The sequence below is a fragment of the Methylobacterium sp. W2 genome (assembly GCF_020662345.1).
GTDB lineage: Bacteria > Pseudomonadota > Alphaproteobacteria > Rhizobiales > Beijerinckiaceae > Methylobacterium.
Genome location: NZ_VMOA01000009.1, coordinates 13,587 through 40,273 on the forward strand (window position 1 = coordinate 13,587; position 26,687 = coordinate 40,273).

Here is a 26,687-nt window from a genome sequence, read left to right on the forward strand (position 1 = left end):
GCTCGGAGGCGGGGTCGATGGGGTTCTTGGGCTCGGCGTCGTGATGGGTCTCGGCGGTCATGGCCTGTCGATGTGACCGAGGTCGCGGGACGGCGCTAGCCGATCGCGGACACGCTGCTTCAAGGTCTTCACGTCGGGAAATCCCCCGTCCCGCGTCCGGTCCCAGATCGTCTCCGATCCACAGACGATCAGGAAGACGCCGCCGGTCCCCGGAATCAGGGCGACCTCGCCGATCTCGTCGCGGAAGGTGGAGAGGAGCTCCTGTGCCATCCAGCCGGCGCGCAGGAGCCACTGACACTGCGTGCAGTAGGTGATGGAAACCCTGGGTTTCTCGACCTGTGGGGCAGGTGGCGTTTCATCCATGGCCGGCACAGCGACCCATGCACGGTGCCTTGTCAACCTGCCACCGTCAGAGTTGGCCCGTCGCCGGAACGGTTCGGCCGACGGATAGACAGGGCGTTTGACGGCGGACGCAGGCCCGCCCGGCCTTTCACCCGCGGCATCGCGCCCTATCTTCACGAGCGTAGCCGGGCGGCAGAGGCGTGGACCCGTCATGCCGCGCCCGATGCCGCGCCCGTCCGCGAGGAGCCCCCGATGCCGTCCGTTCTGCGTCCCGCCGCCGCGCCCTTCGCGCGCTCACCCCGCCCTTCGCTGCTCCGCCGGATGCGGTCCGCGCTGGTCGCCGTCGCCCTGGCCACGACCCTGTCGGGCTGCGGCGCGATCAACCGGGTGCCCACCCTGGAGGAGAGCGCGAAATCCTCGTGGAGCGAGGTTCAGAACCAGTACCAGCGCCGCGCCGATCTGATCCCGAACCTCGTCGAGACGGTGAAAGGCTACGCACAGCAGGAGAAGGATGTCCTCGTCGGCGTCACGGAAGCGCGCGCCAAGGCGTCGAGCGTCAAGGTCGATGCCTCCACCGTCTCCGACCCCCAGAAGTTCAAGGAATTCCAGGACGCCCAGAACCAGCTCTCCGGAGCGCTGAGCCGTCTCCTCGTCACCGTCGAGCGTTATCCCGACCTCAAGTCGAACCAGAACTTCCTGGCGCTGCAATCGCAGCTGGAGGGCACCGAGAACCGGATCGCTGTGGCGCGCCGCGACTATATCGGTGCCGTCCAGGCCTACAACACCGAGGTCCGCACCATCCCGGGCCGCTGGATCGCGGCGTGGTTCTATCCCGAATCGAAGCCGATGGAGACGTTCACGGCGACGCCCAATTCGGACAAGCCGCCGGCCGTGAAGTTCTAGGGTGGTGACGAGGGCCACGGTTCTTCAACGGGGTGCACGCGCGTCGTTCGCGGCGCTCGTCCTCGTCGTCCTGGCCGGGCTGGTGCTGCTGGCGCGCGGCGAGGCCCTGGCGGCGGAGCCGACCTTCCCGGCCCTCAGCGGCCGGGTCGTGGATGCCGCCGGCATCCTCAAGCCGGACGAGAAGGCCGGGCTCGAAGCGCAGCTGAAGGCCTACGAGGAGAAGACCTCCGATCAGGTCGTCGTGGCGACGGTGCCGAACCTCCAGGGATTGACGATCGAGGATTACGGCAACCGGCTGTTCCGGTCCTGGGCCATCGGGCAGGCCAAGACCAACAACGGCGCGCTCCTTCTCGTGGCCCCCAACGAGCGCAAGGTCAGGATCGAGGTCGGCTACGGCCTCGAAGGGGCGCTCACCGACGCCCTGTCCAAGGTCATCATCACCACGGCCGTCACGCCGCGCTTCAAGACGGGCGATTACGGCGGCGGCATCAAGGCCGGAATCGATGCCATGCTGTCGATCCTGAGCGGTGACGCCGAGGAATGGCAGCGCAAGGGCAAGGTGCGAAGCGACGAGGCCGAGCCGTCCCACGTCGTCGGCTTCATCGTCCTGTTCCTGGTGATTCTGTTCCTCGTGTACCGAATGAACCGGGGGCGCCGCGGCGGTGGCTTCATCATCCTGCCCGGCCCATCCTCCGGAGGATGGAGCGGCGGCGTCTCCGGCGGCTTCGGGGATGGCGGAGGATTCTCGGGCGGTGGCGGCTCATCGGGAGGCGGCGGCGCCTCCGGGGATTGGTAGGATGCTGAGCGACACCGACAGGACCCGGATCGCCGAGGCGATCGCCACCGCGGAATCGACCACGTCGGCGGAGATCGTGGTTCTTGTGGCTGCCCGCGCCGGCCTCTACCGGTCGGCCGCATTGGTGCCGGCTTTGGCCCTCGGGCTCGCCGCGCCCTGGCCGCTGATCCTGCTCACCCCGTGGAGCGCAGCGACGATCGCCCTGGCGCAGACCGCCATCGTTCTGGCGGCTCTGGCCGCTGCCGCCCATCCGCTAGCCCGCCTCCTCCTGGTTCCACGCTCGATCCGCCGGGCGAGGGCGCACGAGGCGGCATCGCGGGAGTTTACCGCCCGCGGATTGGCCCGGACGCGTGGCCGCACGGGCATCCTGATCTACCTCGCTCTCGCCGAGGGCCATGCGGAGATCGTCGCCGATTCGGGCATCGCCTCGCGCATATCCCCGGCGGCGTGGTCCTCGGCCATCGACTCGCTGCTGACTTCCCTTCGACGGGGCGCGGCGGCCGACGGTCTCGTCTCGGCCGTGGAGGGGATCGGCGCGATCCTCGCACAGCATTTGCCGCGCGAGGCGGGGGATATCGACGAGTTGCCGAACCGTGTGATCGTCACGGACTGACAACCTCCGCGCGTTTGTATTTTTCTCGCTGGCACCGAAAGAATTTTTGAGCGAGAAGAAAGGTGATGATCCGCCATCAAGGACGGGTCGCGGGAGCGAGACGTCGATGAGTGCGATACAGAAGCACGGGCCCTGGGCCCTTGTCGGTGCGTTGGGCGCGGCGGCCCTGGCGATCGTCGCCACGAGCCGCGGGGAATCGATCAACGCCCTGTGGATCGTCGTGGCCGCGGTCTGCGTCTATCTCATCGCCTACCGCTATTACTCGCTCTACATCTCCGACAAGGTGATGCAGCTCGATCCGAGCCGCAAGACCCCGGCCCACCGTCACAACGACGGGCTCGATTACGTCCCCACCAACAAGACCGTCCTGTTCGGACACCATTTCGCGGCGATCGCCGGTGCGGGGCCCCTCGTCGGCCCGGTCCTGGCCGCGCAGATGGGTTACCTGCCCGGCATGCTCTGGATCCTGGCGGGCGTCGTGCTCGCGGGTGCGGTCCAGGACTTCATGATCCTGTTCATTTCCATGCGCCGCGACGGGCGCTCCCTCGGTGAGCTGATCCGGGCCGAGCTCGGCGTGATCCCCGGCGTGATCGCGCTGTTCGGCACCTTCATGATCATGGTGATCCTGCTCGCCGTGCTGGCGATGATCGTCGTCAAGGCGCTGGCCGAAAGCCCATGGGGCACCTTCACCGTAGCGGCCACGATTCCGATCGCGATCCTGATGGGCCTCTACGCGCGCTTCATCCGGCCGGGCAAGATCGGCGAAGTCTCGATCCTCGGCTTCGTCCTGCTCATGGCCGCCATCGTCGGCGGCGGCCAGATCAACGAACACCCGGTCTGGGGACCGGCCTTCACCTTCACCGGGACGCAGCTCACCTGGATGCTGATCGGCTACGGCTTCGTCGCCTCGATCCTGCCGGTCTGGCTCCTGCTCGCCCCGCGCGACTACCTCTCGACCTTCCTCAAGATCGGCACCATCATCGGCCTCGCGCTCGGCATCGTCGTCGTCGCCCCGCATCTGCAGATGCCGGCCATGACGAAATTCGTCGACGGCACCGGCCCGGTCTGGGCGGGCTCCCTGTTCCCGTTCCTGTTCATCACCATCGCCTGCGGCGCGGTCTCGGGCTTCCACGCGCTGATCTCGTCCGGCACGACCCCGAAACTCATCGACAACGAAGCCGACACCCGCTTCATCGGCTACGGCGGCATGCTCATGGAGAGCTTCGTCGCGATCATGGCGCTGGTCGCCGCGAGCGTGATCGATCCGGGCATCTACTTCACCATGAACTCGCCGGGCGCCCTGCTCGGCACCTCCGCCGAGAGCGCGGCCGCCGCCGTGACCAATCTCGGCTTTCCGATCTCCGCCGATCTGATCACCCAGACCGCCAGGGATGTCGGCGAGCACTCGATCATCTCGCGCACCGGCGGCGCCCCGACCCTCGCCGTCGGCATGGCCCACATCATCTCGTCGGCCATCGGCGGCAAGACGATGATGGCCTTCTGGTACCATTTCGCGATCCTGTTCGAGGCCCTGTTCATCCTCACCGCGGTGGATGCCGGCACGCGGGCGGGACGCTTCATGCTGCAGGATCTGCTCGGCCTGATCTCGCCGACCTTCAAGGACACCTCGGCCTGGGCGCCCAGCATCCTGGCCACGGCCCTCTGCGTCTCGGCCTGGGGCTACTTCCTCTACCAGGGCGTCACCGACCCGCTCGGCGGCATCTACACCCTGTGGCCGCTGTTTGGCATCTCGAACCAGATGCTGGCGGCCGTGGCGCTGACGCTGGCCACCGTGGTGATCTTCAAGATGAAGCGCGAGCGCTACGCCTTCGTCACGATCATCCCCACCGTCTGGCTGTTGATCTGCACGCTCACCGCGGGCTGGCAGAAGATCTTCTCGGCCGATCCCAAGATCGGCTTCCTGTCCCATGCCGACCGGTTCTCGGCGGCGATCGCCGAAGGCAAGGTGCTGGGTCCGGCCAAGAACATGGCCGACATGCACAAGATCGTCTTCAACGACCGGATCGACGCGGCGCTCGCCGTCATGTTCGTCGGCCTCGTCGTGGCCATCGCGGTCTTCGGCGTCCAGGCCTGCCTGAAGGCCTACAGGGCCGACCGCTGGACGGCGCTCGAGAGCGGCGGCCCGTCCCCCGTCCCGGCGGAGTAAGCACCATGGCGCTGTCGTCGACGGAGTTGCGGGACCGGCTCAAGACCTTCTCGAAATGCGTCTGCGACGGCGCCCGCCTCATGGTGGGGCAGGGCGATTACGAAGCCTATGCCGCCCATATCCGCCGGACCCATGTCGACCAGGAGCCGATGACCGAGCGCGAATTCTACCGCAACCGGGAGAATGCCCGGTTCGGCGTCGGTAACCGGAATGGATTCCGCTGCTGCTGATCTGACCGCTCGTCTTCGATCATTCGGCAGTCAGCGAGATAGATCGTCTTCTCATCCGCGATCGCGTGACGAATAAGTTCTGGATACTGTCCGCCAGGCAGATATTCGAAGACCTGGCCAGGATTTTTTGGCAAAGTCCGCGCCCCCATACTTCATCGAAACGAGAGCAGGCCGATGGAAAGACGCATCGGCGGGTGGCCTCGTCGGAGACGATAGGCTTATATGTCGCCTCCCGAGAGAGGAGGTGTCATGTCGCAGCCGCCAATGACCGAGACGCGATCCGGGATGGACCGCTTCGGCGCGATCACCTTCGACAGGACATTCAAGGGCCTCACCGGCATCGCCGTCCGTGGCTTCCTCCTGTCCCTCGTCACCTTCGGCATCTACCGGTTCTGGTACATCACCGAGCTACGGCGCTACTTCTGGAACCGGACCGTCGTCGACGGCAGTCCGGCCGAGTATACCGGGACCGGCAAGGAACTGTTCCTCGGCTTCCTCGTCGCCATCGCCATCCTGATCCCCGTCTACGTCCTGATCTTCGTCGCGACGATCTCGGCGCCCTGGCTCGCGGCCTTCGGCAGCGTCCTGTCCTTCCTCATCCTCTTCGTCCTCGGCCAGTTCGCGCTCTATCGCGGCCGCCGCTACCGCGCCTCGCGCACCCTGTGGCGCGGCATCCGCCTCGGGCAGGACGGATCGGCGATCACCTATGCGCTGATGGCCATTGGCTGGTCTCTACTGACGCTCCTGACCCTCGGCCTCGCCTTCCCCTTCATGCGCGCGAGCCTGGAACGGTACCGGATCAACCATACCCTCATTGGGTCGAGCCGGATGGAATCCACCGCGCGCGGGCGCTCGCTCCTCATTCCCTGGCTGGCATTCTACGTGGTGGTGCTCCTGCCCATCGCCGGCGCGCTGCTCGCCTTCCTCGTGGCCGCCGATTTCACCATCCCCGACGACCTGTTCATCCCCAAGGAGGGGGGCAAACCCGGCGAGACGGAGTTCAACAGCGATTACGAGGACACGCCCATCGCCACCTTCGGGGCGCTCCTCCTCAGTACGCTCGGCATCACCATCCCCCTCGGGCTCCTGCTCATCCCGTTCTACCGGGCACGGGAGACGCGGCTCTTCATGAACGCGGCCAGCCTCGGCCCCGTGCGGCTGATCTCGACTCTGAAGGCCCGCCAGTTCTACTGGCCCTACCTCGTCTACCTTCTCTCCGTGATCGGCTTCGTCCTGATCCTCGGCCTCGTCATCGGCGGTGCCGGCCTGCTCTTGCAGGCCCGAGGCATGGAAAGCGGATTCCACTGGGCGATCGTCTTCGGCATGGTGTTCGGCTATCTCGGCGGCGCCCTGTTCTTCGCGGTGCTCTATGTCCGCGTCATCACGGCGCGGCTCTGGGCGGCGGTCGCCACCACAACATCGGTCGAGAATGCCGGCGGCCTCGATGCCGTGCTCGCGTCGAGCCGGCGCGTGGGCAGCGGCCTCAATGAGGGTCTCGCCGACGCGCTCGATGTCGGCGGCGCCCTCGAAGTGGGGTTCTAGTGCCGGCACTTCGGGTTCAGGGCACGTATTACGATGGCTTGAGCGCCAGGGCCCATCCGGTGACCCTGGTCCTCGAGGACAGCCTGGAGATCACCGGGCGCGACCTGCGCCTCGCCTGGCCTCTCCCCGATCTCGCGGCCGGCGACACGGCGCCCCCCTTCATGCGGCTCGGCCCGGCGGGACATGCCGCCCGCGTCGAGTTCACCGACGAGGCCCTGGCCGCGGCGCTCAAGGATCGCTGCCCCGACCTGTACCGCACCGATCCCTCCGCCTCGGCCGGTCGCCTGCGTCTCGTGCTGTGGTCGATCGCGGCCGGGATTTCGGTGATCCTGCTGGCGATCTGCGGTGTTCCGGCCATTGCCGTGCGTCTGGCGCCCGTGATTCCGGCGGCGATCGAGGCACGGCTCGGCGGGGCGGTGGACGGGCAGATCGGCAAGATCCTGGGCGACCCGCCGGTCTGCGACAACGCCCCGGCGCGGGCCGTCCTCGACCGGTTGATCGAGCGGATGACGGCGGATGCCGGCCTGCCGGTCGGTCCCGCGATCACCGTCCGCCGGCACGCCATCGCCAACGCCCTGACCCTTCCCGGCGGACGGGTCGTCGTATTGTCGGACCTCATCGAGCAGTCCCGCACGCCCGACGAGTTCGCCGGCGTGCTGGCCCACGAATTCGGCCATGTGGCCGCGCACGATCCCATGCGCGCGCTGCTGGCGGCGAGCGGAAGCTCGTTCCTCCTGAGCCTCGTCCTCGGCGACCTGACCGGCTCCACGATCATCATCGCGGTGGGACAGGCGGCCCTCTCGGCCGGCTATTCCCGCGAGGCGGAGAACGCGGCGGATTCCTATTCGGTGGGGGTCATGCGCCGGTCGGGCGGGGATGCCACGGCGCTGGCGACGATCCTCGAACGCATCGCCAAGGACGACGGAAAGGACGACGACAAGGCCGAGTTCGCGAGCTTGCTCCGCAGCCATCCCTTCACGAAGGAGCGCGCCAACCGCATCCGCGCGATGGCGGGGACGGAGACGGTCGGCCGGCGCATTCTCGACGAGACCGAATGGGCGACGCTGAAGGGCATCTGCCGCAACGTCCCGGCCACATCCGCCAAATAGGCGCGGTCCCGGGCGGAGCGTATTGGCGCCCGAGTTACATCCGGAAACAAATATCCTGTCCCGGTCCGCTGCTTGCGTCGCGTCGTCACGGCTACAGATCACCTCGTGACATGCGACGAACGTGGTACACCAGCCCGAACAGGTTTGCGCGGATACCGTATGGGCCTCGTCCAGTATGCTCTGAAGTTTCGCATCACGATCTACGTGCTCGCCGTGCTGATGATGCTCGGCGGCGCGGCCGCGGTGATCGTGGCGCCGAAAGACGTGTTGCCCACCGTGGACATCCCGGTCGTCGTGGTGGTGTGGACCTATACCGGCCTCTCGACCTCCGAGATGGAGCGTCGCATCACCACCTATGCCGAGTTCTCGCTCTCCAACAACGTCAACAACATCGCCCGGATGGAATCGACGACGCTGCAGGGCACGGCGATCCAGAAAGTGTATTTCGACCAATCGGTGAGCATCGATCTCGCCATCGCCCAGACCGTCTCGGCGATGAACTCGATCCGCTCGACCATGCCGCCCGGCGTCCAGCCGCCCATCGTCCTGCGGTTCTCGGCCTCCTCCGTCCCGGTGATCCAGCTCTCGCTCTCCTCCACCAGCCAGAGCCTGACCAAGGTCTACGATTACGCCCAGTACCGCATCCGCCAGCGCCTGACCCAGGTGCCAGGCTCGACGCTGCCCTCGCCCTTCGGCGGCACGCCGCGCCAGATCATGGTCGATCTCGACCTGCAGGCCCTGCGGGCGCTGGGCCTGACGGCGCTGGACGTCACCAACGCCATGACGGCGCAGAATCTCACCGTGCCCTCCGGCCTCGCCAAGATCGGCGAGCAGCAATACCCGATCCAGCTCAACGCCACGCCGGACGCCATCGAGGCACTCAACCAGGTGCCGATCCGGGTGGTCGGCGGACAGCCGGTGCTGGTGCGCGACGTCGCCAATGTCCGCGACGGCGGCCCGCCGCAGGTGAACATCGTGCGGGCCGACGGCCTGAACTCGGTGCTGATGCGGATCTTCAAGAACGGCACCGCCTCGACCCTCGACGTCGTCAACAACGTGAAGAAGGCCCTGCCGGACATCCGCGCCGCCGCCCCTGAGGGCATGGCCCTGCGCGAATTGTTCGACCAGTCGGTCTTCGTCTCCGCCGCCATCGAGGGCGTGATCCACGAGGCGGTCATCGCCGCCGCGCTGACCGGCCTGACGATCCTGCTGTTCCTCGGCTCATGGCGCTCCACCATCGTGGTGCTCGTCTCGATCCCGCTCTCGATCCTGACCTCGCTCTCGATCCTCACGGCCCTCGGCGAGACGATCAACGTCATGACGCTGGGCGGTCTCGCCCTGGCCGTGGGCATCCTCGTGGACGACGCCACGGTGGCCATCGAGAACACGTATCGGCTGTTCGAGGAGGGTGAGCCGTTCCGCAAATCCGTGGTGGAGGGCGCGGCCGGCATCGCCAAACCAGCCCTGATCTCGACGCTCTCGATCTGCGCCGCCTTCGTCTCGGTCTTCGCGCTGACGGACACGCCGAAATACCTGTTCACCCCCCAGGCGCTCGCCGTCGTCTTCGCGATGCTGACCTCCTACGTCCTGTCGCGCACCCTGGTGCCGGTGCTGATCGACGTGCTGGTGGCGCGGGAATACGAGGCGCATCACGGCAAGGGCGGGCAGGCTCCGCGACGGGGCCGCGTCGCCCGCGCGCTGGGATGGCTGTTCGGGCCGCTCCACCGCCTCGCCGGCCGCTTCCGCCAGGGGTTCGAGGCGCGCTTCGCCCGCTTCCATCGCGGCTATCTGGGCCTGTTGCATGTGGTCCTGCGCCGCCGGGTCGTCACGCTGGCCACGGTGGCGGTGATCTTCGCCGGCACGGCGGGCCTGTTCGGCTTCGTCGGCCAGGATTACTTCCCGCAGGTCGAATCGAGCCAGATGACGCTGCACCTGCGCACCCGGCCGGGCATGCGCATCGAGACCGCCTTGCAGACCTTCGCGCAGGTCCAGTCGGTGGTCCGCGAGGTCATTCCCGAGGGCGAGATCGATCAGGTTCTCGACAATCTCGGACTGCCCGCGAACAACTACAATTTCGCCTTCTCGGACGGGTCGTTCGTCGCCAACAACGACGGGCAGATGCTCATCAACCTGAAGGAAGGCCACGGCTCGGTCGCCGGCTACACCAAGCGCCTGCGCGAGGTGCTGCGCGAGCGCTTCCCCGACCTGATCGTCTATTTCCAACCGTCCGACATCATCACGCAGATCCTGAACTTCGGGACGCTGGCGCAGATCGACATCCAGGTCTCCGGCCGCAACACCGCCAAGGACCTCGCCGCCGCGCAGAACATCGTCCGCCGCCTCAAGGAGACGCGCGGGGCGGTGGACGTCCATCTCCATCAGATCGTCGGCACGCCGCAATTCTTCGTGGATGTCGACCGGCGCCTCGCCTCCGAGCTCGGCCTCACCGAGCAGCAGATCGCGCAAGGCCTCAACGTCTCCCTGTCGGGCTCCTTCCAAGTGACGCCGAACTTCTGGACCGACCCGAAGACCGGCATTCCCTATCAGCTCTGGGTGCAGACGCCGGAATACCGCAACGACAGCCTCACCGCGATCCAGAACACGCCGCTCCTCGTCACCGGCAATTCCGACGCGCCCGGCGTGCTGACGCTGCTCTCCAGCGTCTCGACCATGCGCCGCGAGGGGTCGCAGACGGTGATCAACCACGTCAACACGCAGCCGACCTTCAACATCTACGCGGCGGTGCAGGATTCCGATCTCGGCTCGGTGGCGAAAGACATCCGCCGGATCGTCGAAGAGGAACAGAAGGCCCTGCCGGCCCCGGACAAGATCACCGTGCGCGGGCAGATCGAGAACATGCAATCGGCGTTCTTCCGCATGGGAATCGGCCTCTCCATCGCCCTGGTGGCGGTCTATCTGCTGATGGCGGTGAATTTCCAGAGCTGGGGCGATCCCCTCGTGGTCCTGGCGGCGCTGCCGCTGGCCTTCTGCGGGATCGTGGCGAGCCTGTTCATCACCGGCACCACCTTCTCGATCCCGTCGCTGTTCGGGGCGATCATGTCGGTGGGGATCGCCTCCGCCAACTCCATCCTCCTCGTCACCTTCGCCAAGGAGCACCGGGAGGCGACGGGCTGCAGCGCGGCGGAGGCGGCCTTGCTCGCGGGCGACACCCGGCTGCGGCCGGTGCTGATGACGGCGGGCGCAATGTTCCTCGGCTTGATCCCCATGGCGTTGGGCACCGGGGAGGGCGGCGAGCAGAACGCGGCTCTCGCCCGCGCCGTGATGGGCGGCATCGCCATCGGGACGCCCTCGACCTTGCTCTTCGTGCCCTTCCTCTACACCCTCCTCAGGCGGGGCGAGGTCAAGCCGCTTCAGGATTACGCATGAGCGGGAACAGCCCTGGTGACACGACCGATGAGAAGACCGGCACGGTGACGGCTCATGGTTCGGGGCATGGTTCGGGTGATGGCTCCGGGCGAGGCCCGGCGGAGATCCCGCCGCCGCCGGGGAAGGGACCGTTCCTCGTGGCCGGGCTCATTGCCGTCGGCCTGCTCGGCTGGGGCGGCTACGGCCATTGGCAGAAGGGTGCCGCGGCGCAGGAGACGCAGCGCAAGGCCCGGGAGTTCGTGCCGAAGTTGCGGACCATCGCGGTGGAGCGGGCCGACCAGCCCGTCGACATCACCCTGCCCGGACAGACCGACGCCTTCGCCAGGGCGTCCCTGTTCGCCCGTGCCACGGGCTACATCGCCGAGCGCCGGGTCGATATCGGCACGCGGGTGAAGCAGGGCGACATCCTCATCCGCATCGCCGCCCCCGATCTCGACCAGCAGCTGGCGCAGGCCCAGGCGCAGGTGGGCCAGCTCGAAGCCCAGCTCCTTCAGGCCAGGGCCATGGTGGATCAGGCGAAGGCCAACGTGAATCTCGCCACCGCCACCAACAGCCGGACCTCGACCCTCGCCGTGCAGGGCTGGGCCTCGAAGCAGAACGCGGACAATTCCCAGGCCAGCGTCCTGAGCCAGGGCGCGAGCCTCGCCTCGGCGGAAGCGGGGGTGAAGGTGGCCGAGGCCAACATCAAGGCGCAGCGGGCCACCGTGGACAGGCTGAAGGCGCTGACCGGCTTCAAGGACGTGATCGCCCCCTTCGACGGCGTCGTCACCGCCCGCAGCGTCGATATCGGCGATCTCGTCCAGGCCGACGGCACCGGCACCGCCCTGCTGTCCATGGACCGGGACGACGTCCTGCGCGTGGTCGTCAACGTGCCCCAGAATCTCGCCGTCGGGGTGAATCCGGGCGTCGCCGCCACAATCAAGGTGCCGCAGATCCCGGACCGGACCTTCTCCGGCAAGGTCGAGCGCAGCTCGGTCGCCCTGCTGACCTCCTCCCGGACCCTGACCACGCAGGTGGACGTTCCCAATGGCGACGGCAGCCTGCGGCCCGGCCTCTATGTCTACGTAACGCTCAAGGTGCCGCGGACGGGGAGGAACACGGTCATTCCGGCCGAGGCCCTGGTGTTCAACCAGCGCGGCACGCAGGTGGCGATCTCCCGCGACGACGGCACGGTGGAATGGCGCGGCGTCCACATCCAGCGCGACCTCGGCACCACGATCGAGATCGACCAGGGCTTGGACGGCGGCGAGCAGATCGTGCTGAGCCCGCCCGTGGATCTGCATGACGGGCAGACGATGGAGCGCCAGCCGTCGAAGCAGGACGGCAAGGCGCTGAAATCCGCCGCACGATGAGACCGGCTGGACGCGGGCGCAGCCCAGCCAAGCCGTTCGGCCGGTTCCATCCGCGCGGGTGGATGAGGTAGAGACACGCGTTTCCGCGCAAGATTAGCGCGCGGTTTCCGGAACGTCTCCGCGCATGCTCGACCGCCCCGCCTCGGACACTCTCGATCGCGCCCATGTGGCGGCGATGAGCGCCGCGATCACCTGCGTCGCGGTGGTCGGCATCGGCCTCAGCCTATCGATCCCGCTCCTCTCCCTGGAGATGGAGCGCATGGGTGTGTCGAGTACGCTCATCGGGATCAACACGGCCCTGGCGGGTCTCGCCAGCATCGTCACCGTGCCGTTCGTGCCGCGTCTCGCCGCCCGGATCGGCGTGGTGCGCTTTCTCATCCTGGCGATCTGCGTCGGCGCGGCCTCCCTCGTCGGGTTCAAGCTGCTCCACGATATCCGCTGGTGGTTCCCCCTCCGCTTCGTCTTCTCGGCGACGCTGGGTGTGCTCTTCGTCCTGTCGGAGTTCTGGATCAACGAGGTCGCGCCCCCGGCCCGGCGCGGCCTCGTCATGGGCATCTACGCGACGGTGCTGGCCCTGGGCTTCGCGGTGGGGCCGACGCTCCTCGTCGTCATCGGCACCCAGGGCTATGCGCCGTATTGCGCCGGGGCCGCCCTGTTCCTGCTCGGCACCGTCCCCATCGCCCTGGCGCGCGGCCTGGCGCCGGCGATCGAGGGCAAGAGCAGCCGTGGCTTCCTCGGCTATGTCCGGCTGGCGCCGGCCGCCATCTTTGCGGCCCTGGTCTACGGCGCCGTCGAGACCGGGGGATTCGCCATCCTGCCGCTCTACGGCCTCCGGATCGGGTTCGATGCCGAGAGTGCCGCCGGTCTCGTCAGCATGCTCGCCCTCGGCCACGTCCTGTTCCAGATTCCGTTCGGCCTGCTCGCCGACCGGTTCGACCGCCGCCACCTCCTTCTCACCTCAGCCCTCGGCGGTGCGATCGGCGCGGCGCTGATCCCGGTGGCCTCGGCCTCCCCGGCATGGCTCGCCGTGCTTCTGCTGATCTGGGGCGGCCTGACCGGCACGCTCTACACCGTCGGCCTGGCCCATCTCGGAGCCAGTGTGCGCGGGGCCGAACTCGCCGGAGCGAATGCCGCCTTCCTGATTTTCTACAATGTCGGCCTGATGGTCGGACCTCCAATCATCGGTGGTGGCATGGACCTGGTGCCGCCCCAGGGCTTCGCCTATGCCATGTGCGGCGTGCTCGTCGCCTATGCCGGCCTCGTCCTCTGGCGGCTTCGGATAACCGCCCCGGCCTTGACGAAGTGAGCCCGATGAGGCAATGACCGCCCGGAATTCAGCCGGTCCGCGCCGGCCATTTTGCGTTTCGCTCAAGCGGAATGCCGCCATCTTCAGGAGCACCGCGCCATGGCCAAGGCCGTCACCGTTAAAGTCAAGCTGATCTCGACCGCCGACACCGGCTACTTCTACGTTACGAAGAAGAACTCCCGGACGCAGACCGAGAAGCTGTCCATGAAGAAGTACGACCCCGTCGTGCGCAAGCATGTCGACTTCAAGGAAACCAAGATCAAGTAAGCCGCGTCTCCTTATCGAGACGGCACAAAAAAGCCGCCCTTTCGGGCGGCTTTTTCCGTTTCGGATCGGTGCCGGAGTTACAGCGGCGCGGTGGGGTAGGAGCGCACGCCCGGACGGGCGCCGGGAAGCGTCGTGGCATCGGAGGGCGTCGTGCTCGGCGCGGTCCAGCCATCGGCCTTCCAGCCTTCGGCGCGCTCGGTGACGTTCACCGAACCGTGCTCTTCGAGCACGTCCATCACCTGCGACGCGCGGGCATCGTCGGCCTTGACGGTCACGAGGGTGCCGCCGCGACGTACGCCTTCGCTGTAGGTGTGGGCATCGGCTTCGCTCAAGCCCGCGCCGGTCAGACCACCGACAAGGCCACCGGCCGCGGCACCGATGCCGGCACCGGCCAGGGTGGTGACGAGCCAACCGGCGGCAACGACGGGGCCGACGCCCGGGATCGCCAGCAGGCCGAGCCCCGTCAGGAGGCCGGCGGCGCCACCGAGCAGCGTACCGACGCCGGCTCCGGTGCCCGCACCGGTCGATGCCGACTCGGTGGTGTCCGCACGGGTGTGATCGCCCGTCGTCACGCGCCCGGCATGCCGGTCGTTCTCGTTGCTGCTGACGATGCTGATGTCGCTGTGGCTGATGCCCGACGCTTCGAGCTTGGCGACGGCCTTGCCGGCGTCGTCGTACGAATCGTAGAGCGCGGTAATGGTCTGGTTTGCCATGGGATCGTTCCTCTCACTGTATCGACAGGCCGGCGGCTTCAGGGACGCAGCTAGTTGGCCGCGACGTTGCCCTTGAAGTCGACGCCGACGGTGACCGGCTTGCCGTTGAGCGTCGCCGCCCCACGCCAGATGCCCTTGTCGTCCTTCTTGAGTTCCTTGATGTCCTTGTAGCCCGCCTGCTCCAGCCGGCTGCGGGTCTGGCCCTCGGTGAAGCTGTTGGCGCCTTCCTCCAGCTTTGCGTTGGCCGCTGTCGCCTGTGTGGTGGCGGGGCGGTTCGCGTCGGGCTTGTCGGTGTTGGGCCGCGTCACGGATTCCTGACCGCCGGATTTGGCGCTGGTCTCGGCATCGGTGGCGGGCTTGCCGGTCACGGTGGTCTGCGCGTAGGCCGCGCTCGAGCCAAGAATCGCCACAAAGGCGAGTGTAGCCAGCTGATGTCGCATAATAATCTCCCTCATCGGACCCATTCAATTCCGAGGGAAGCCAAAGCGTTCCGTAGATATCACTCGATACACGGCCGCTAAGCGTAACTGGGACCGCGGCCGTCTCGAAAAATATTGAGCATTACCATTGCGGCCATGCTTCAGGCCGCCGGCCATGGCTCAGATGCATGTCGATATCGCCAGGTTCCTGCCTGCGAGCTTACGGAAACGACCACGTCGAAGACGGCTTCGTTCCGGTCCGGCACGTCGCAAATGTGTGAATGTACAACGATCCTGGCCCCGGATACCGAACGCCCAGGCGATGATCCGGCCATAGGCACCGTCAGGCCCTGACACCGCTGCTCGAACACGGGTGGAAACGATGGCGACGTATAACGTCTACGACAAAGTCGATTTTCGGACGCTGGATATCTGGCACCTCGATAAGACGGGCGGACTTTATTACGATCTCGCCCCGACCGGATACGAGCTCGATTTCAACGACGGGACGGCCATCCTGGTCCAGGGCCACGATCTGACTTACGCGAGGAACGGAGACCCGACATCCGGGACGACGACGGCACTCGATTACGACGACGGCGCGGGCCTCTACAGCACGTTGCGCGGCATCGACGTGACGGTGGCCCACGAGCAGACATTCTACGATCACAACGACACGCAATACGTGCTGAAGGACATCTTCGCCGGGAACGACACGATTAACGGCTCGCGGTATTCCGACTACATCAATGGATATACCGGCGCCGATACGATGATGGGCGGCGATGGTAACGACGTCTACATCGTCGATAATTCCGGCGATCGCGTCGTCGAGCGGAGCTTGAATGGTGTCGACCTCGTCAAGTCCTCCGTGTCCTTCTCCATCGGCGGCCAATTCATCGAGAACCTGACGCTCACGGGGACGTCGGCCATCAACGGCACCGGCAACACCGGGGACAACGTTCTCACCGGTAACGCCGCCGCAAACACGCTGAAGGGCGGCGCGGGGGACGATGCACTGATCGGCGGACGCGGCCGCGACGTTCTCCTCGGCGGGGCGGGCGACGACACCTTCCAGTTCAAGTCCATCAGGGACAGCGCGGTGGGCGCCGAGCACCGAGACCAGATCACGGATTTCACCATCGGTGCCGACCATATCGATCTGCACCTGATCCAAGCCGTGACGGGAGCGACCGGCGATCAGCCATTCAACTTCATCGGCGACGCCGCCTTCAGCAAGCAGGCGGGCCAGCTCCACGCCCTCGTTTCAGGCAGTGCGACGATCGTGGAGGGCGACGTGACCGGCGACGGCAAGGCCGATTTCCAGATCTCCCTCAAGAACGTGGTGGATACCCTGCACGCCAGTGACTTCCTCCTGTAGCCGGCACGTCGATCGGACGTCGAGCCCGGGGCTGGGCAGCCATCCCAGCCCGGCAGAACCATCTGCGACGATGGATTCTCGACGTTCGGCGATGACGGGCATCGTGTTCCTGCGATAGAGCGGACGGAACCAGCCCCGCGTTCCGCCAGGATCGCCGAACCCGCATCCGTCACTGTGAGGAATCTGCCATGACCGACGAGTTCGACGTCGATCTGTTCGTCATCGGTGGCGGCTCGGGGGGCGTGCGCGCGGCGCGCATCGCGGCCGGTTACGGCGCCAGGGTCAGCCTCGCCGAAGAATACCGGATCGGCGGCACCTGCGTGATCCGCGGCTGCGTCCCGAAGAAGCTGATGGTCTATGCCGGGCGCTTCGCCGACGAGTTCGAGGACGCGGCCGGGTTCGGCTGGTCGGTGGGCGAGCCGCGCTTCGACTGGAGCGTCCTGAAGGCCCGCCGCGACGCCGAGGTCTCGCGCCTCGAATCGATCTACGACACCAATCTCGAACGGGCTGGCGTCACCGTCATCGCGGAGCGGGCCGTCATCGAGGATGCCCACACTGTCCATCTCACCGGCTCGGGACGCCGCGTGCGGGCGAAATACATCCTCGTGGCGGTGGGCGCGTATCCGGTGAAGGTCCCGGTCATTCCCGGCGGCGATCTCGGCATCACCTCCAACGAGGTCTTCGAGCTGGAGACCCTGCCGGAGCGCATCCTCGTCATCGGCGGCGGCTACATCGCGGTCGAATTCGCCAGCGTCTTCGCGCATCTCGGATCGCGCACGACCCTGCTGCACCGGGGCGACCGCCTGCTGCGCGGGTTCGACGACGAGGTCCGCGACGCCCTCGGCCTCGCCTTCGACAAGCGCCTGGATCTGCGGCTCAACCAGACGGTGGAGCGCCTCGAACGGCGGGAGGGCGGCATCGCCGCCACCCTCGGCGACGGCAGCGTGATCGAGGTCGATCAGGTCCTCGTCGCCACGGGGCGCAAGCCGGCGGTGAGCGGCCTCGGTCTGGAGAATGTGGGCATCGGGACCGACGAGAGCGGCGCGATCCCGGTGGACGCCTTCTCGCAGACCCGCGTGCCCTCGATCTACGCGGTGGGCGACGTCACCAACCGCGCCGCCCTGACGCCCATCGCCATCCGCGAGGGCCACGCCTTCGCCGATACGGTGTTCGGCGCCAAACCCTGGGCGGTGAACCACGACCTCATCGCGACGGCGGTGTTCTCGACGCCCGAGATCGGCACGGTCGGCCTCACCGAGGATCAGGCCCGCGAGCGGTTCGAGATGATCGACATTTACAAGTCGAGCTTCCGCTCCATGAAGGCGACGCTGTCCAACAGCGCCGAGCGTGTCCTGATGAAGATGATCGTGGATTGCGCCAGCGACAGGGTGCTCGGTGTCCATATCGTCGGACACGATGCCGGCGAGATCATACAGGCGGTGGCGATCGCCGTGACGATGGGGGCCACGAAAGCCGATTTCGACCGGACCATCGCGGTGCATCCCACGGCGGGCGAAGAACTCGTCACCATGCGGGTCCCCGCCGTGACCAAGCGGCCGGAGGGAGTGGGTTAGAGCCGCACCCCGGAACAGGGACTCGGCGCTGCCGTTGGCTTGCCGACCGACCTAGCGTCAGAGGCCTTGTGAATGACCGACAAGATGGCGGAGCCGAAGATCGAGGCCTATGACGGGCCGGCCGGCGGCTGGGGCTCGGCGCAGTCCCTCACCGAGATCCTGCTGCGGGAGGAGATCCCCGTCACCGGTGCGGCGCTGCTGATGAAGCAGAACAAGCCGGACGGCTTCATGTGCGTGTCCTGCGCCTGGGCCAAGCCCGCCAAGCCGCTGACCTTCGAATATTGCGAGAACGGCGCGAAGGCCACGGCCTGGGAGCAGACCGCCAAGCGCTGCGGGCCGGACTTCTTCGCCAAGCACACGGTGACGGAACTCCGCGACTGGACGGATTACGCGCTCGAGGAGCAGGGCCGGCTCACGCACCCCATGCGCTACGATCCGGACAGCGATCACTACGTCCCGGTATCGTGGGACGAGGCAACGGCGGCGATCGGACGGGAATTGCGGGCCCTCGATCCGAAATCGGCGGTGTTCTACGCGTCGGGCCGGGCGTCCCTCGAGACGTCCTACATGTATGGGCTCCTCGCCCGGATGTACGGCAACAACAACCTGCCCGATTCCTCCAACATGTGCCACGAGCCGACCTCCGTCGGCCTCAAGGCGTCGATCGGCGTCCCCGTGGGAACCGTGGTTCTCGAGGATTTCGACACCACCGACCTGATCCTGTTCTTCGGCCAGAATGTCGGCTCGAACGCGCCCCGGATGCTCCACCAGCTGCAGGAGGCACGCAAACGCCGGGTTCCGATCATCACCTTCAACCCCCTGCGCGAGCGTGGGCTTGAGCGCTTCACCAACCCGCAATCGGTGGTGGAGATGGCGACGCGCCACGCCACCGAGATCTCGACCCAGTATCATCAGGTGAAGGCGGGGGGCGATCTCGCGGCGATCACCGGGATGTGCAAGGCGCTCATCGCCGCCGACCGCGAGGCGCTGAGCGTCGGGCGGCCCGGCATCCTCGACCGGAGCTTCATCGACGAACACACCCATGGGTTCGACGCCTTCGCCGCCTATTGCGACAACCAGGATTGGGCGGCCCTCGAAGGCCGCTCGGGCCTGACCCGCGCCGCCATCGAGGCGGCGGCGACCGTCTATGCCCGCGCACGGGCCGTCATCGGCGTCTACGGCATGGGATTGACCCAGCATCGCAAAGGCACGGAATCCGTGCAGATGCTGGTGAACCTCCTGCTCCTGCGCGGGAATATCGGGCGCAAGGGCGCCGGTCCCTGTCCGGTGCGCGGCCATTCCAACGTCCAGGGCCAGCGTACGGTTGGGATCACCGAGAAGCCGGAACTCGCCCCCCTCGATGTCCTGAAGGAGCAATACGGTTTCGAGCCGCCGCGCGAGAAGGGCCTCAACACGGTGGAGGCCTGCGAGGGCATCGTGTCCGGCGACGTGAGGGCCTTCATCAGCCTCGGCGGCAACTTCGTCCGCGCCATCCCCGAGACGGTGCAGATGGAGGAAGCGTGGCGGACGATGCGCCTCACCGTGCAGATCTCGACCAAGCTCAACCGCTCCCACCTCGTCAACGGTGAGGTCGCCTATATCCTGCCCTGCTTGGGTCGGATCGAGATCGACACCCAGGCGAGTGGGCCGCAGGCGGTCTCGATGGAAAGCTCGACCTCGTGCTTCCACGGCTCGCGCGGCAAGACGAAGCCGGTGAGCGATCAGGTCCGCTCGGAGCCCTGGATCGTCGCCGAGATCGCCAAGGCCACCGTCGCGCCGAACCCGAACGTGCCCTGGGACGCGTGGGTCGGCGATTATTCCCGCGTTCGCGGGGCCATGGAGGCGACCTACCCCGCGGTGTTCCACAATCTCGAAGGCCGGATGTTCGAGCCCGGCGGCATTCACAAGCCCTTGGCCGCCCGCGACCGCCGCTGGGAGACGGAGACGGGCAAGGCCAATTTCTCCGTGCCGGAAGGCATCGAGGCCGATCCCGACATGCCGCTGCGGAGTCCCGACGCCCTCGACCTCATCACCCTGCGTTCGAACGACCAGTTCAACACCACGGTCTATGGCTATGATGACCGCTTTCGTGGCGTGAAGGGCACGCGGACGATCCTGTTCATGAACGCCGACGACATCGCGCGCCTGGGGCTAGCCGATGCCGAGATCGTCGATGTGACGACGGAGGCGGAGGACAGGGTCCGGACGGTGAAGGGGCTCCGCATCGTCGCCTACAACATCCCGCCGGGAAACTGCGCGGGCTACTACCCCGAGCTCAATCCGCTGATCCCGCTCTGGCACCATGACGAGCAAGCGAAGACACCGGCCGCCAAGGCGATCCCGGTGCGGATCGCGCGCTCTGCCCCGGCTCTCCACGGGTGAAGCCGCCGTCCGGGCCCGGCTTTCATAGCAGACGACGATGAGGAGACCTCATCGCCGTTTGCCCGCGCGAGCGCGCGGCGGCGGGCCTCCGCCGAACGCACTGATGCCGGCTGTCGGTCGGGATCAGTGCCGCTTGGTATTAAGCGTGAGGCGCGCGGGACTCTCTTGTTTCGGGCGGCTTTCGCACTCCATAACATCGGTATGGCAAAGAACGACGACGCGCATGACCGGCGCCAGGCGATCATCGACCGCATGCTGGAGCAGTCTCTGTTCCCGGAGGCCGACCGTCGCCTGCCGAGCCATGATGCCCTGCCGGAGGACATGCGCGACACGGTGGATCGCCTCCTCGCCAAGGCGGAAGCACAGCGGGCGCGTCGCCTGACCTACGAAGATCTCGAGGAGGCCCTGCCTCCGCGCGACGTCACGGCCGAGGATCTCGAAGCGATCTTCTGGATCCTGTCGGAACACGGCATCGCCGTGGAGGACGGCGAGGGGGACTAGTATCTCGTCTCCACTCTCGCGGACGGCGCCTTGATCGGGCGTCGCCTTGAGTCGACGCACGCCAATCTCCATCTCCGGGATGAACCTTGGCCTTATCGGGCGGGACCACCTCGCAGCCGGCGCGTATCCCTCGCTTCTGTTCGAGAACCGCTCTATAAGCCGCGCTCTTCGCAAGGGATTCTCCCTTGTCGCGAAGCCGGCCGAGAGGTGGACGGGAGATTATCATGGGCGAGCGTTGGACACCGAAGACTGGCTGGACGCCGACATCGTGGCGCAACCTGCCGATCCAGCAGGTGCCGGCCTATCCGGATGCGGCCGCCCTGCAGGCGGTCGAGACCCAGCTCGCGAGCTTTCCGCCCCTCGTTTTTGCAGGTGAGGCGCGCAAGCTGACATCCGCGCTCGCCCGCGTCTCCACCGGGGAAGCGTTCCTGCTCCAGGGCGGCGATTGCGCCGAGAGCTTCGACGAGCATTCGGCCGACAACATCCGCGATTTCTTCCGCGTCTTCCTGCAGATGGCCCTGGTGCTCACCTTCGCGGGCGGCTCGCCGGTGGTGAAGGTCGGTCGCATCGCCGGGCAGTTCGCCAAGCCGCGCTCCTCGCCCACCGAGACGATGGACGGGGTGAGCCTGCCGAGCTACCGGGGCGACATCGTCAACGGCATCACCTTCTCCGAGGAGGCGCGCGTCCCCGATCCGCGCCGGCAGCTCGAGGCGTACCGCCAGTCGGCGGCGACGCTCAACCTGCTGCGCGCCTTCGCCTCGGGCGGCTATGCCAACCTCGAGAACGCGCATCGCTGGATGCTCGGCTTCGTCAAGGATAGCCCGCAATCCTCGCGCTACCAGGACGTGGCGGAGCGGATGAGCGATGCCCTCGACTTCATGCGCGCCATCGGCATCAATCCGGAGACGCATCAGGAAGTCCGCACCACGGACTTCTTCACCAGCCACGAGGCCCTGCTGCTGGGCTACGAGGAAGCGCTGACCCGCGTCGATTCCACCAGCGGCGACTGGTACGCCACGTCCGGCCACATGCTCTGGGTCGGTGACCGCACCCGTCAGGCCGACCACGCGCATATCGAATATGCGCGCGGCATCAAGAACCCGATCGGGCTGAAATGCGGGCCGTCGATGACCTCCGAGGGGCTGATCACGTTGATCGACCAGCTCAACCCGGCGAACGAGGCCGGCCGCCTGACCCTGATTTGCCGCTTCGGCGCGGACAAGGTCGGCGAGCACCTGCCCGGGCTGATCCGCACCGTCGAGCGCGAGGGCCGCAAGGTCGTGTGGGTCTGCGATCCGATGCACGGCAACACCATCTCGGCCGGCCGCTACAAGACCCGGCCGTTCGAGCGGGTGATGACGGAGATCGAAGGCTTCTTCGGTGTCCACCGGGCGGAGGGGACCATCGCCGGCGGCATTCATCTCGAGATGACCGGCAAGAACGTGACGGAATGTACCGGCGGCGCCCGCGCTCTGACGGCCGACGACCTGCAGGATCGCTACCACACCTATTGCGATCCCCGGCTCAATGCCGAGCAGGCGCTCGAAGTCGCGTTCCTCACGGCGGAACTGGTCAAGCGTGAGCGCGCCGAGATCGTCCGCCCTCGCTTCGACGCCGCCGAGTAACCTCGGACCAAGGCCGGCCTTATGAAAGAAGCCCTCTCTCCCGGCAAGGGAGAGAGGGCTTTCCTATTTCACATCCGCCGCGATGCCATCTCGCCGACGGATATTTACGTTCCGGCGCAGCTCAGTGCAGCCAGGACGTGAAGAAGTAGATCAGCAGAATGATCGGCAATGGAATCCCGATCAACCACAGCAAACCGCCCTTCATCATGGTCGTACTCCAACTCTATCCTCGTTTGTTCAACGGAATGTGAGCGGGTCCGGTTCCGAATTCTGTCTATAGAACATCCCTCACGTTCCGGCCGCTGCGCTCGTAGAAGAACGGGATCGGCAGGTACGGCGCGAACCCGCCGGCGATCTGCAACTCCAGCTCGTCGAGGACCACGCGGGTGATTCGCGGCAGGTCGAGCTCCCGCGCCTCGGCGAAACTCACCCAGGCGAGCTCCACCAATTCGGATGTCGGCGTGACGATCCCCGGCTTCTCGGCGGCCACGGCCTTGCGGTCGATGGTGAAGAAGCGCGTATCGAACCGGCGCGGCCGGCCCGGCGGCGTGATCGCCCGCGCCACGAGGTGGAGCGCTTCGAGGTCCGGCATCACCCCGAACTGCTTGAACGCCTGCCAGCTTCCCTCCGGCGCGGTCTCGGGCGGGCCGTATTCGGTGGTGCCGAGGAAGAGACCGGTCTCCTCGTGGGTCTCGCGGATCGCCGCCAGGGCGAGCGCCCGCCCGAGGGAGTGCGAGGCGCGGGGCACGCGCTTGACCAGGGCATCCTCGGCCCGCGACGAGAGCGCTCCCGCCACGCTCATGCGCCGGTCGCCGGGCTCGATCCGCCCGCCGGGAAACACGAACTTGCCGGGCATGAAGGCGAGGCCCTCGTGCCGCTTGCCCATCAGGAATTTGGGATGCCGCGCCGTGCGGTCGATGATGATGAGGGTCGCCGCGTTGCGGGGCCGCAGAGTGGCGGGGCGCCTGATGGGTTCAGGCGCGGCCGAGGCCGGGGGTAGGATTGTCGCTTGGTCCAAGCTGAACCTCCTCGGAGCGCGCAATTGCCACGCTTGGGCCCGTCGGTAGCGTGGCAAAGCCCCCCATGCCAAGGGCGTACTGCAACCCGACCACGGCGCCCTTCACCGGCTGGAGCAGGGCGAGGGCGGATCCGAGGGTGACGATCGGCCAGAACGAGAGCTGAAACCACAACGGCACGTCGTAGTTCGTCTCGAGTTCGAGGATGAAATACCCGACGATGTGGCCGATGATGAAGATCACGACGTAGGGCGGCAGGTCGTCGGCCCGGTGGTGGTGGAATTCGAGCCCGCACTCGTCGCAGGCCGGCCGGACCTTGAGGAACTTGCCGAAGAGCTTGCCTTCGCCGCAATGCGGGCAGCGGCACACGAAGCCGCGAGCCATGGATTTGACGAGGCCGATGCGTTCACCGGGCCGGGTCTCGACGCTGGCTGTCATAGCGATCTACCTTCCGCTTCGGATGTCCAACACCGCAACCTCATCCTGAGATGGCCGCGAAGCGGGCCTCGAAGGAGCCCTCCAGCGGCCTCGGAGCCGGCTGGGGCCCACATTCGAGTCCGCTGGCGCGGCGCCCGAGAATTAGGTCGGCGACTGGGAGGAAACGTTCCGACGATACGCGATCCTACACCAGCCGCCCTAGCGGCGCGACCCGCGATGGCGCGACCCGGCGTTGCGGATGCCGGCGGGCCGGCCGGGCGGACCGGCCTTGTGGAAGCTCGGCGAGCGCGGGGATTTCGTCCCCCCGGCCTGCGGCCTGGTCTGGCCTTCGGAGAGCAGTTCGAAGCGCAAGGCACCGGCCACGGCCGCCGCCTCCACCAGCCTCACCTCCACCCGGTCGCCGAGGCGATGGGTCTCGCCGCTCCGCGAGCCGACCAGGGCATGGCGCGCCTCGTCGTGATGGTAGAAATCGTTGCCGATGGTGGAGATCGGCACGAAGCCGTCGGCCCCAGTCTCGTCGAGCTTGATGAACAGCCCGGCGCGGGTGACGCCCGAGATCTGGCCGGTGAAGTTGGCGCCGACCCGGTCGGCGAGGTGATGCGCGATGAGCCGGTCGATGGTCTCGCGCTCCGCCGCCATGGCGCGACGCTCGGCCGCCGAGATCTGCTCACCGATCTGGTCGAGGGCGCCGACCGTCACGTCGGAGGACAGGCCGTCCGATCCCAGCCGGCACGCGGCGATCAGCGCCCGGTGGACGATGAGATCGGCGTAGCGCCGGATCGGCGAGGTGAAATGGGCGTAGCGCCTGAGATTGAGCCCGAAATGCCCGAGATTCTGCGCGGCATAGACGGCTTGCGCCTGCGATCGCAGCACGACCTCGTTGATGAAGATCGCGTGCTCGGTCTCAGCCACCGAGCCGAGGATGCGGTTGAACAGAGCGGGGCGGAGTGCCCCTTCCTTCGGAATCTTGATGCCGATGGAAGCCAGCACCTCGCCGAGCGCGCGCATCTTCTCCAGGGCCGGCTCGTCGTGGACCCGGTAGATCAGCGGCTGCTTGGCCTGTTCCAGGGTCTCGGCGGCGGCGACGTTCGCCTGGATCATGAACTCCTCGATGAGCCGATGCGCATCGAGGCGGGCCGGCACCACGACCCGGTCGACGGCGCCGTCCGGCGTCAGCAGCACCTTGCGCTCGGGCAGGTCGAGGGCGAGGGGGCCGCGTGCGTCGCGCGCCTCCGTCAGGGCCGCATAGGCGGCCCAAAGCGGACGCAGGATCGGCTCCAGCAGCGGCGCCGTGGTCTCGTCGGCAAATCCGTCGATGGCTGCCTGGGCCTGGGCGTAGGACAGCTTGGCGCGCGAGCGCATCATGACCCGGTGGAAGCTGTGGCGCTTCTTCGCCCCATCGGCGCCGATCACTAGGCGCACCGCGATGGCGGGGCGATCCTCCTTCTCCCTCAGCGAGCAGAGGTCGTTGGAGATGCGTTCCGGCAGCATCGGCACGACCCGGTCGGGGAAATAGACCGAGTTGCCGCGCAGCAGCGCTTCTCGGTCGAGGGCCGAGCCGGGGCGGACATAGGCGGCCACATCGGCGATGGCGACGGTGACGACGAAGCCGCCCCGATTGGCCTCGTCCGAGTCCGGCACCGCCATGACGGCGTCGTCATGGTCCTTGGCGTCGGGCGGATCGATGGTCAGAAGCGGCTCGGCCCGCCAATCCTCGCGGCCCTTCATCCCCACCGGCTCCACCGCGTCGGCCTCGGCCAGGGTGTCGGCGGCGAAGACATGGGGGATGTGATGGAGATGCAGGGCGATCAGGCTCACGGCGCGCTCGGAGCCGAGGGAGCCGAGGCGTTCGGTCACGCGCCCCCGCGGCAGGCCGAACCGGCTCTCGCTGACAAGGCTGACGCTGACGAGGTCGCCGTCCCGCGCCTCGCCTTCCTCGCCGGCCGGGATCGCGATCTCGCGGCCCTGCGCCCGCTTCTCCACGGGGACGATGCGACCGCCGTCGGGGCCCGAGCGGTAGACGCCGATCACCTCGGCCTTGTTCTTGCCGATCACCTTGATGACGCGGCCGGAATAGCGCCCGCTTTCGCCGGGGATCGGCTCCACGCGCAGCAAAGCGCGATCGCCGATACCCGGTGCGGCACGGCCGGGCTTCTTGCCGCTGCGCGGCGAGGACACCAGGATCTTCGGCGGCGGCCCCTTGGCATGGTCCCATTCGACGGGAACGGCGAAGAAGTCGCCGTCGCGATCCCGCGACTTGATGTCGGCGAGCGTCACCGGCGGCAGCCGGCCGGCCTGGGCCAGGCCGCCACGCCCGCGCTCGATCTCGCCGTCCACCTCGATCTCCTTGAGGATGCGCTTCAAGCCGATGCGGTCGGCGCCCTTGATGTCGAAGGCTGCGGCGATCTCGCGCTTGCCCACCTTCTCCGTCGCCTGCTCGATGAAGGCGACGATCTGCTCGCGGGAGGGCAGGGCGCTTTGCCCGGGGTTCGGATTGATGCGTTTGGCCAAAGGTCTCTGGGCTCGGGGTCGTGTGGCGCGCCGAAACCTCGAGGCCGGCGCGGGATTGGACAGTTCTCGAAGTCGAACTCTCCATTGTTGGCAAACATGGGACCGTCCGTGCC

The 26,687-nt window shown here is 67.2% G+C and carries 22 protein-coding genes; 16 read left to right on the forward strand and 6 right to left on the reverse strand.

Annotation, left to right across the window (positions count from 1 at the left end; translation table 11 throughout):
• Positions 1-57 precede the first annotated feature (57 nt).
• Positions 58-363 (reverse strand): SelT/SelW/SelH family protein, encoded by a 306-nt coding sequence (locus FPV16_RS06685; protein WP_227437269.1) that lies wholly within the window; start codon positions 361-363, stop codon positions 58-60.
• Positions 364-594: 231 nt separating this feature from the next.
• On the opposite strand from FPV16_RS06685, the gene FPV16_RS06690 reads away from it, so the two are divergent.
• The 11 genes from FPV16_RS06690 to rpmG all read left to right on the forward strand — a co-directional run bounded on the left by FPV16_RS06690 (position 595) and on the right by rpmG (position 14,014).
• Complete coding sequence (locus FPV16_RS06690; protein ID WP_413629208.1) at positions 595-1,245, forward strand: LemA family protein; 651 nt, start codon at positions 595-597, stop codon at positions 1,243-1,245.
• A 1-nt stretch (position 1,246) separates the two neighbouring features.
• Positions 1,247-2,041 carry a TPM domain-containing protein gene (locus FPV16_RS06695; protein ID WP_413629209.1) on the forward strand — a complete coding sequence of 265 codons (795 nt, stop codon included), beginning with the start codon at positions 1,247-1,249 and terminating at the stop codon, positions 2,039-2,041.
• A gap of 1 nt (position 2,042) precedes the next feature.
• The gene (locus FPV16_RS06700) at positions 2,043-2,654 is read left to right on the forward strand and encodes a TPM domain-containing protein (protein WP_227437271.1); all 612 of its coding nucleotides are present in this window, start codon (positions 2,043-2,045) and stop codon (positions 2,652-2,654) included.
• A 106-nt stretch (positions 2,655-2,760) separates the two neighbouring features.
• On the forward strand, positions 2,761-4,821 hold the full coding sequence (locus FPV16_RS06705; protein ID WP_027172735.1) for a carbon starvation CstA family protein: 2,061 nt from the start codon (positions 2,761-2,763) through the stop codon (positions 4,819-4,821).
• 5 nt (positions 4,822-4,826) lie between these two features.
• Positions 4,827-5,051 (forward strand): YbdD/YjiX family protein, encoded by a 225-nt coding sequence (locus FPV16_RS06710; protein ID WP_227437273.1) that lies wholly within the window; start codon positions 4,827-4,829, stop codon positions 5,049-5,051.
• A gap of 249 nt (positions 5,052-5,300) precedes the next feature.
• Positions 5,301-6,593 (forward strand): YjgN family protein, encoded by a 1,293-nt coding sequence (locus tag FPV16_RS06715; RefSeq protein ID WP_227437275.1) that lies wholly within the window; start codon positions 5,301-5,303, stop codon positions 6,591-6,593.
• Positions 6,594-6,631: 38 nt separating this feature from the next.
• Positions 6,632-7,702, forward strand: a complete 1,071-nt coding sequence (locus FPV16_RS06720; protein WP_227437277.1) for a M48 family metallopeptidase — start codon at positions 6,632-6,634, stop codon at positions 7,700-7,702.
• A 159-nt stretch (positions 7,703-7,861) separates the two neighbouring features.
• Positions 7,862-11,089, forward strand: a complete 3,228-nt coding sequence (locus FPV16_RS06725; protein ID WP_227437279.1) for an efflux RND transporter permease subunit — start codon at positions 7,862-7,864, stop codon at positions 11,087-11,089.
• Positions 11,086-12,441, forward strand: a complete 1,356-nt coding sequence (locus FPV16_RS06730; protein ID WP_227437281.1) for an efflux RND transporter periplasmic adaptor subunit — start codon at positions 11,086-11,088, stop codon at positions 12,439-12,441. Before FPV16_RS06725 ends, FPV16_RS06730 begins: the two co-directional genes overlap by 4 nt.
• 124 nt (positions 12,442-12,565) lie before the next feature.
• On the forward strand, positions 12,566-13,747 hold the full coding sequence (locus FPV16_RS06735; RefSeq protein ID WP_227437283.1) for an MFS transporter: 1,182 nt from the start codon (positions 12,566-12,568) through the stop codon (positions 13,745-13,747).
• A 99-nt stretch (positions 13,748-13,846) separates the two neighbouring features.
• Positions 13,847-14,014 carry a 50S ribosomal protein L33 gene (rpmG, locus tag FPV16_RS06740; RefSeq protein WP_018044575.1) on the forward strand — a complete coding sequence of 56 codons (168 nt, stop codon included), beginning with the start codon at positions 13,847-13,849 and terminating at the stop codon, positions 14,012-14,014.
• 77 nt (positions 14,015-14,091) lie between these two features.
• On the opposite strand, the gene FPV16_RS06745 is transcribed toward rpmG, so the two are convergent.
• Together FPV16_RS06745 and FPV16_RS06750 are read right to left on the reverse strand one after the other, a co-directional pair.
• Positions 14,092-14,727: a general stress protein gene (locus FPV16_RS06745; RefSeq protein ID WP_227437285.1), complete on the reverse strand. Its 636-nt coding sequence runs from the start codon at positions 14,725-14,727 to the stop codon at positions 14,092-14,094.
• Positions 14,728-14,777: 50 nt separating this feature from the next.
• Entirely contained in the window at positions 14,778-15,167 is a 390-nt protein-coding gene (locus tag FPV16_RS06750; protein WP_227437289.1) for a hypothetical protein, read from the reverse strand.
• A gap of 361 nt (positions 15,168-15,528) precedes the next feature.
• Here FPV16_RS06750 and FPV16_RS06755 point away from each other — a divergent pair, with 361 nt between their 5' ends.
• From FPV16_RS06755 to FPV16_RS06775, 5 genes are all read left to right on the forward strand, one after another.
• Positions 15,529-16,527: a calcium-binding protein gene (locus FPV16_RS06755; RefSeq protein ID WP_227437291.1), complete on the forward strand. Its 999-nt coding sequence runs from the start codon at positions 15,529-15,531 to the stop codon at positions 16,525-16,527.
• Positions 16,528-16,715: 188 nt separating this feature from the next.
• Positions 16,716-18,101: a glutathione-disulfide reductase gene (gene gor / locus FPV16_RS06760; protein ID WP_227437293.1), complete on the forward strand. Its 1,386-nt coding sequence runs from the start codon at positions 16,716-16,718 to the stop codon at positions 18,099-18,101.
• Positions 18,102-18,185: 84 nt separating this feature from the next.
• Positions 18,186-20,483: an FdhF/YdeP family oxidoreductase gene (locus FPV16_RS06765; RefSeq protein ID WP_227437466.1), complete on the forward strand. Its 2,298-nt coding sequence runs from the start codon at positions 18,186-18,188 to the stop codon at positions 20,481-20,483.
• 201 nt (positions 20,484-20,684) lie between these two features.
• The gene (locus FPV16_RS06770; RefSeq protein WP_227437296.1) at positions 20,685-20,984 is read left to right on the forward strand and encodes an RNA polymerase sigma factor region1.1 domain-containing protein; all 300 of its coding nucleotides are present in this window, start codon (positions 20,685-20,687) and stop codon (positions 20,982-20,984) included.
• A 224-nt stretch (positions 20,985-21,208) separates the two neighbouring features.
• The gene (locus FPV16_RS06775; RefSeq protein ID WP_227437298.1) at positions 21,209-22,609 is read left to right on the forward strand and encodes a class II 3-deoxy-7-phosphoheptulonate synthase; all 1,401 of its coding nucleotides are present in this window, start codon (positions 21,209-21,211) and stop codon (positions 22,607-22,609) included.
• A gap of 274 nt (positions 22,610-22,883) precedes the next feature.
• On the opposite strand, the gene FPV16_RS06780 is transcribed toward FPV16_RS06775, so the two are convergent.
• The 3 genes from FPV16_RS06780 to rnr all read right to left on the reverse strand — a co-directional run bounded on the left by FPV16_RS06780 (position 22,884) and on the right by rnr (position 26,574).
• Positions 22,884-23,627, reverse strand: coding sequence for an NUDIX hydrolase (locus FPV16_RS06780; RefSeq protein ID WP_227437299.1), 744 nt, complete (start codon positions 23,625-23,627; stop codon positions 22,884-22,886).
• Entirely contained in the window at positions 23,584-24,063 is a 480-nt protein-coding gene (locus tag FPV16_RS06785; RefSeq protein WP_227437301.1) for a DUF983 domain-containing protein, read from the reverse strand. Before FPV16_RS06785 ends, FPV16_RS06780 begins: the two co-directional genes overlap by 44 nt.
• 198 nt (positions 24,064-24,261) lie before the next feature.
• On the reverse strand, positions 24,262-26,574 hold the full coding sequence (gene rnr / locus FPV16_RS06790) for a ribonuclease R (protein ID WP_227437304.1): 2,313 nt from the start codon (positions 26,572-26,574) through the stop codon (positions 24,262-24,264).
• Between the last annotated feature and the right edge of the window lie 113 nt (positions 26,575-26,687).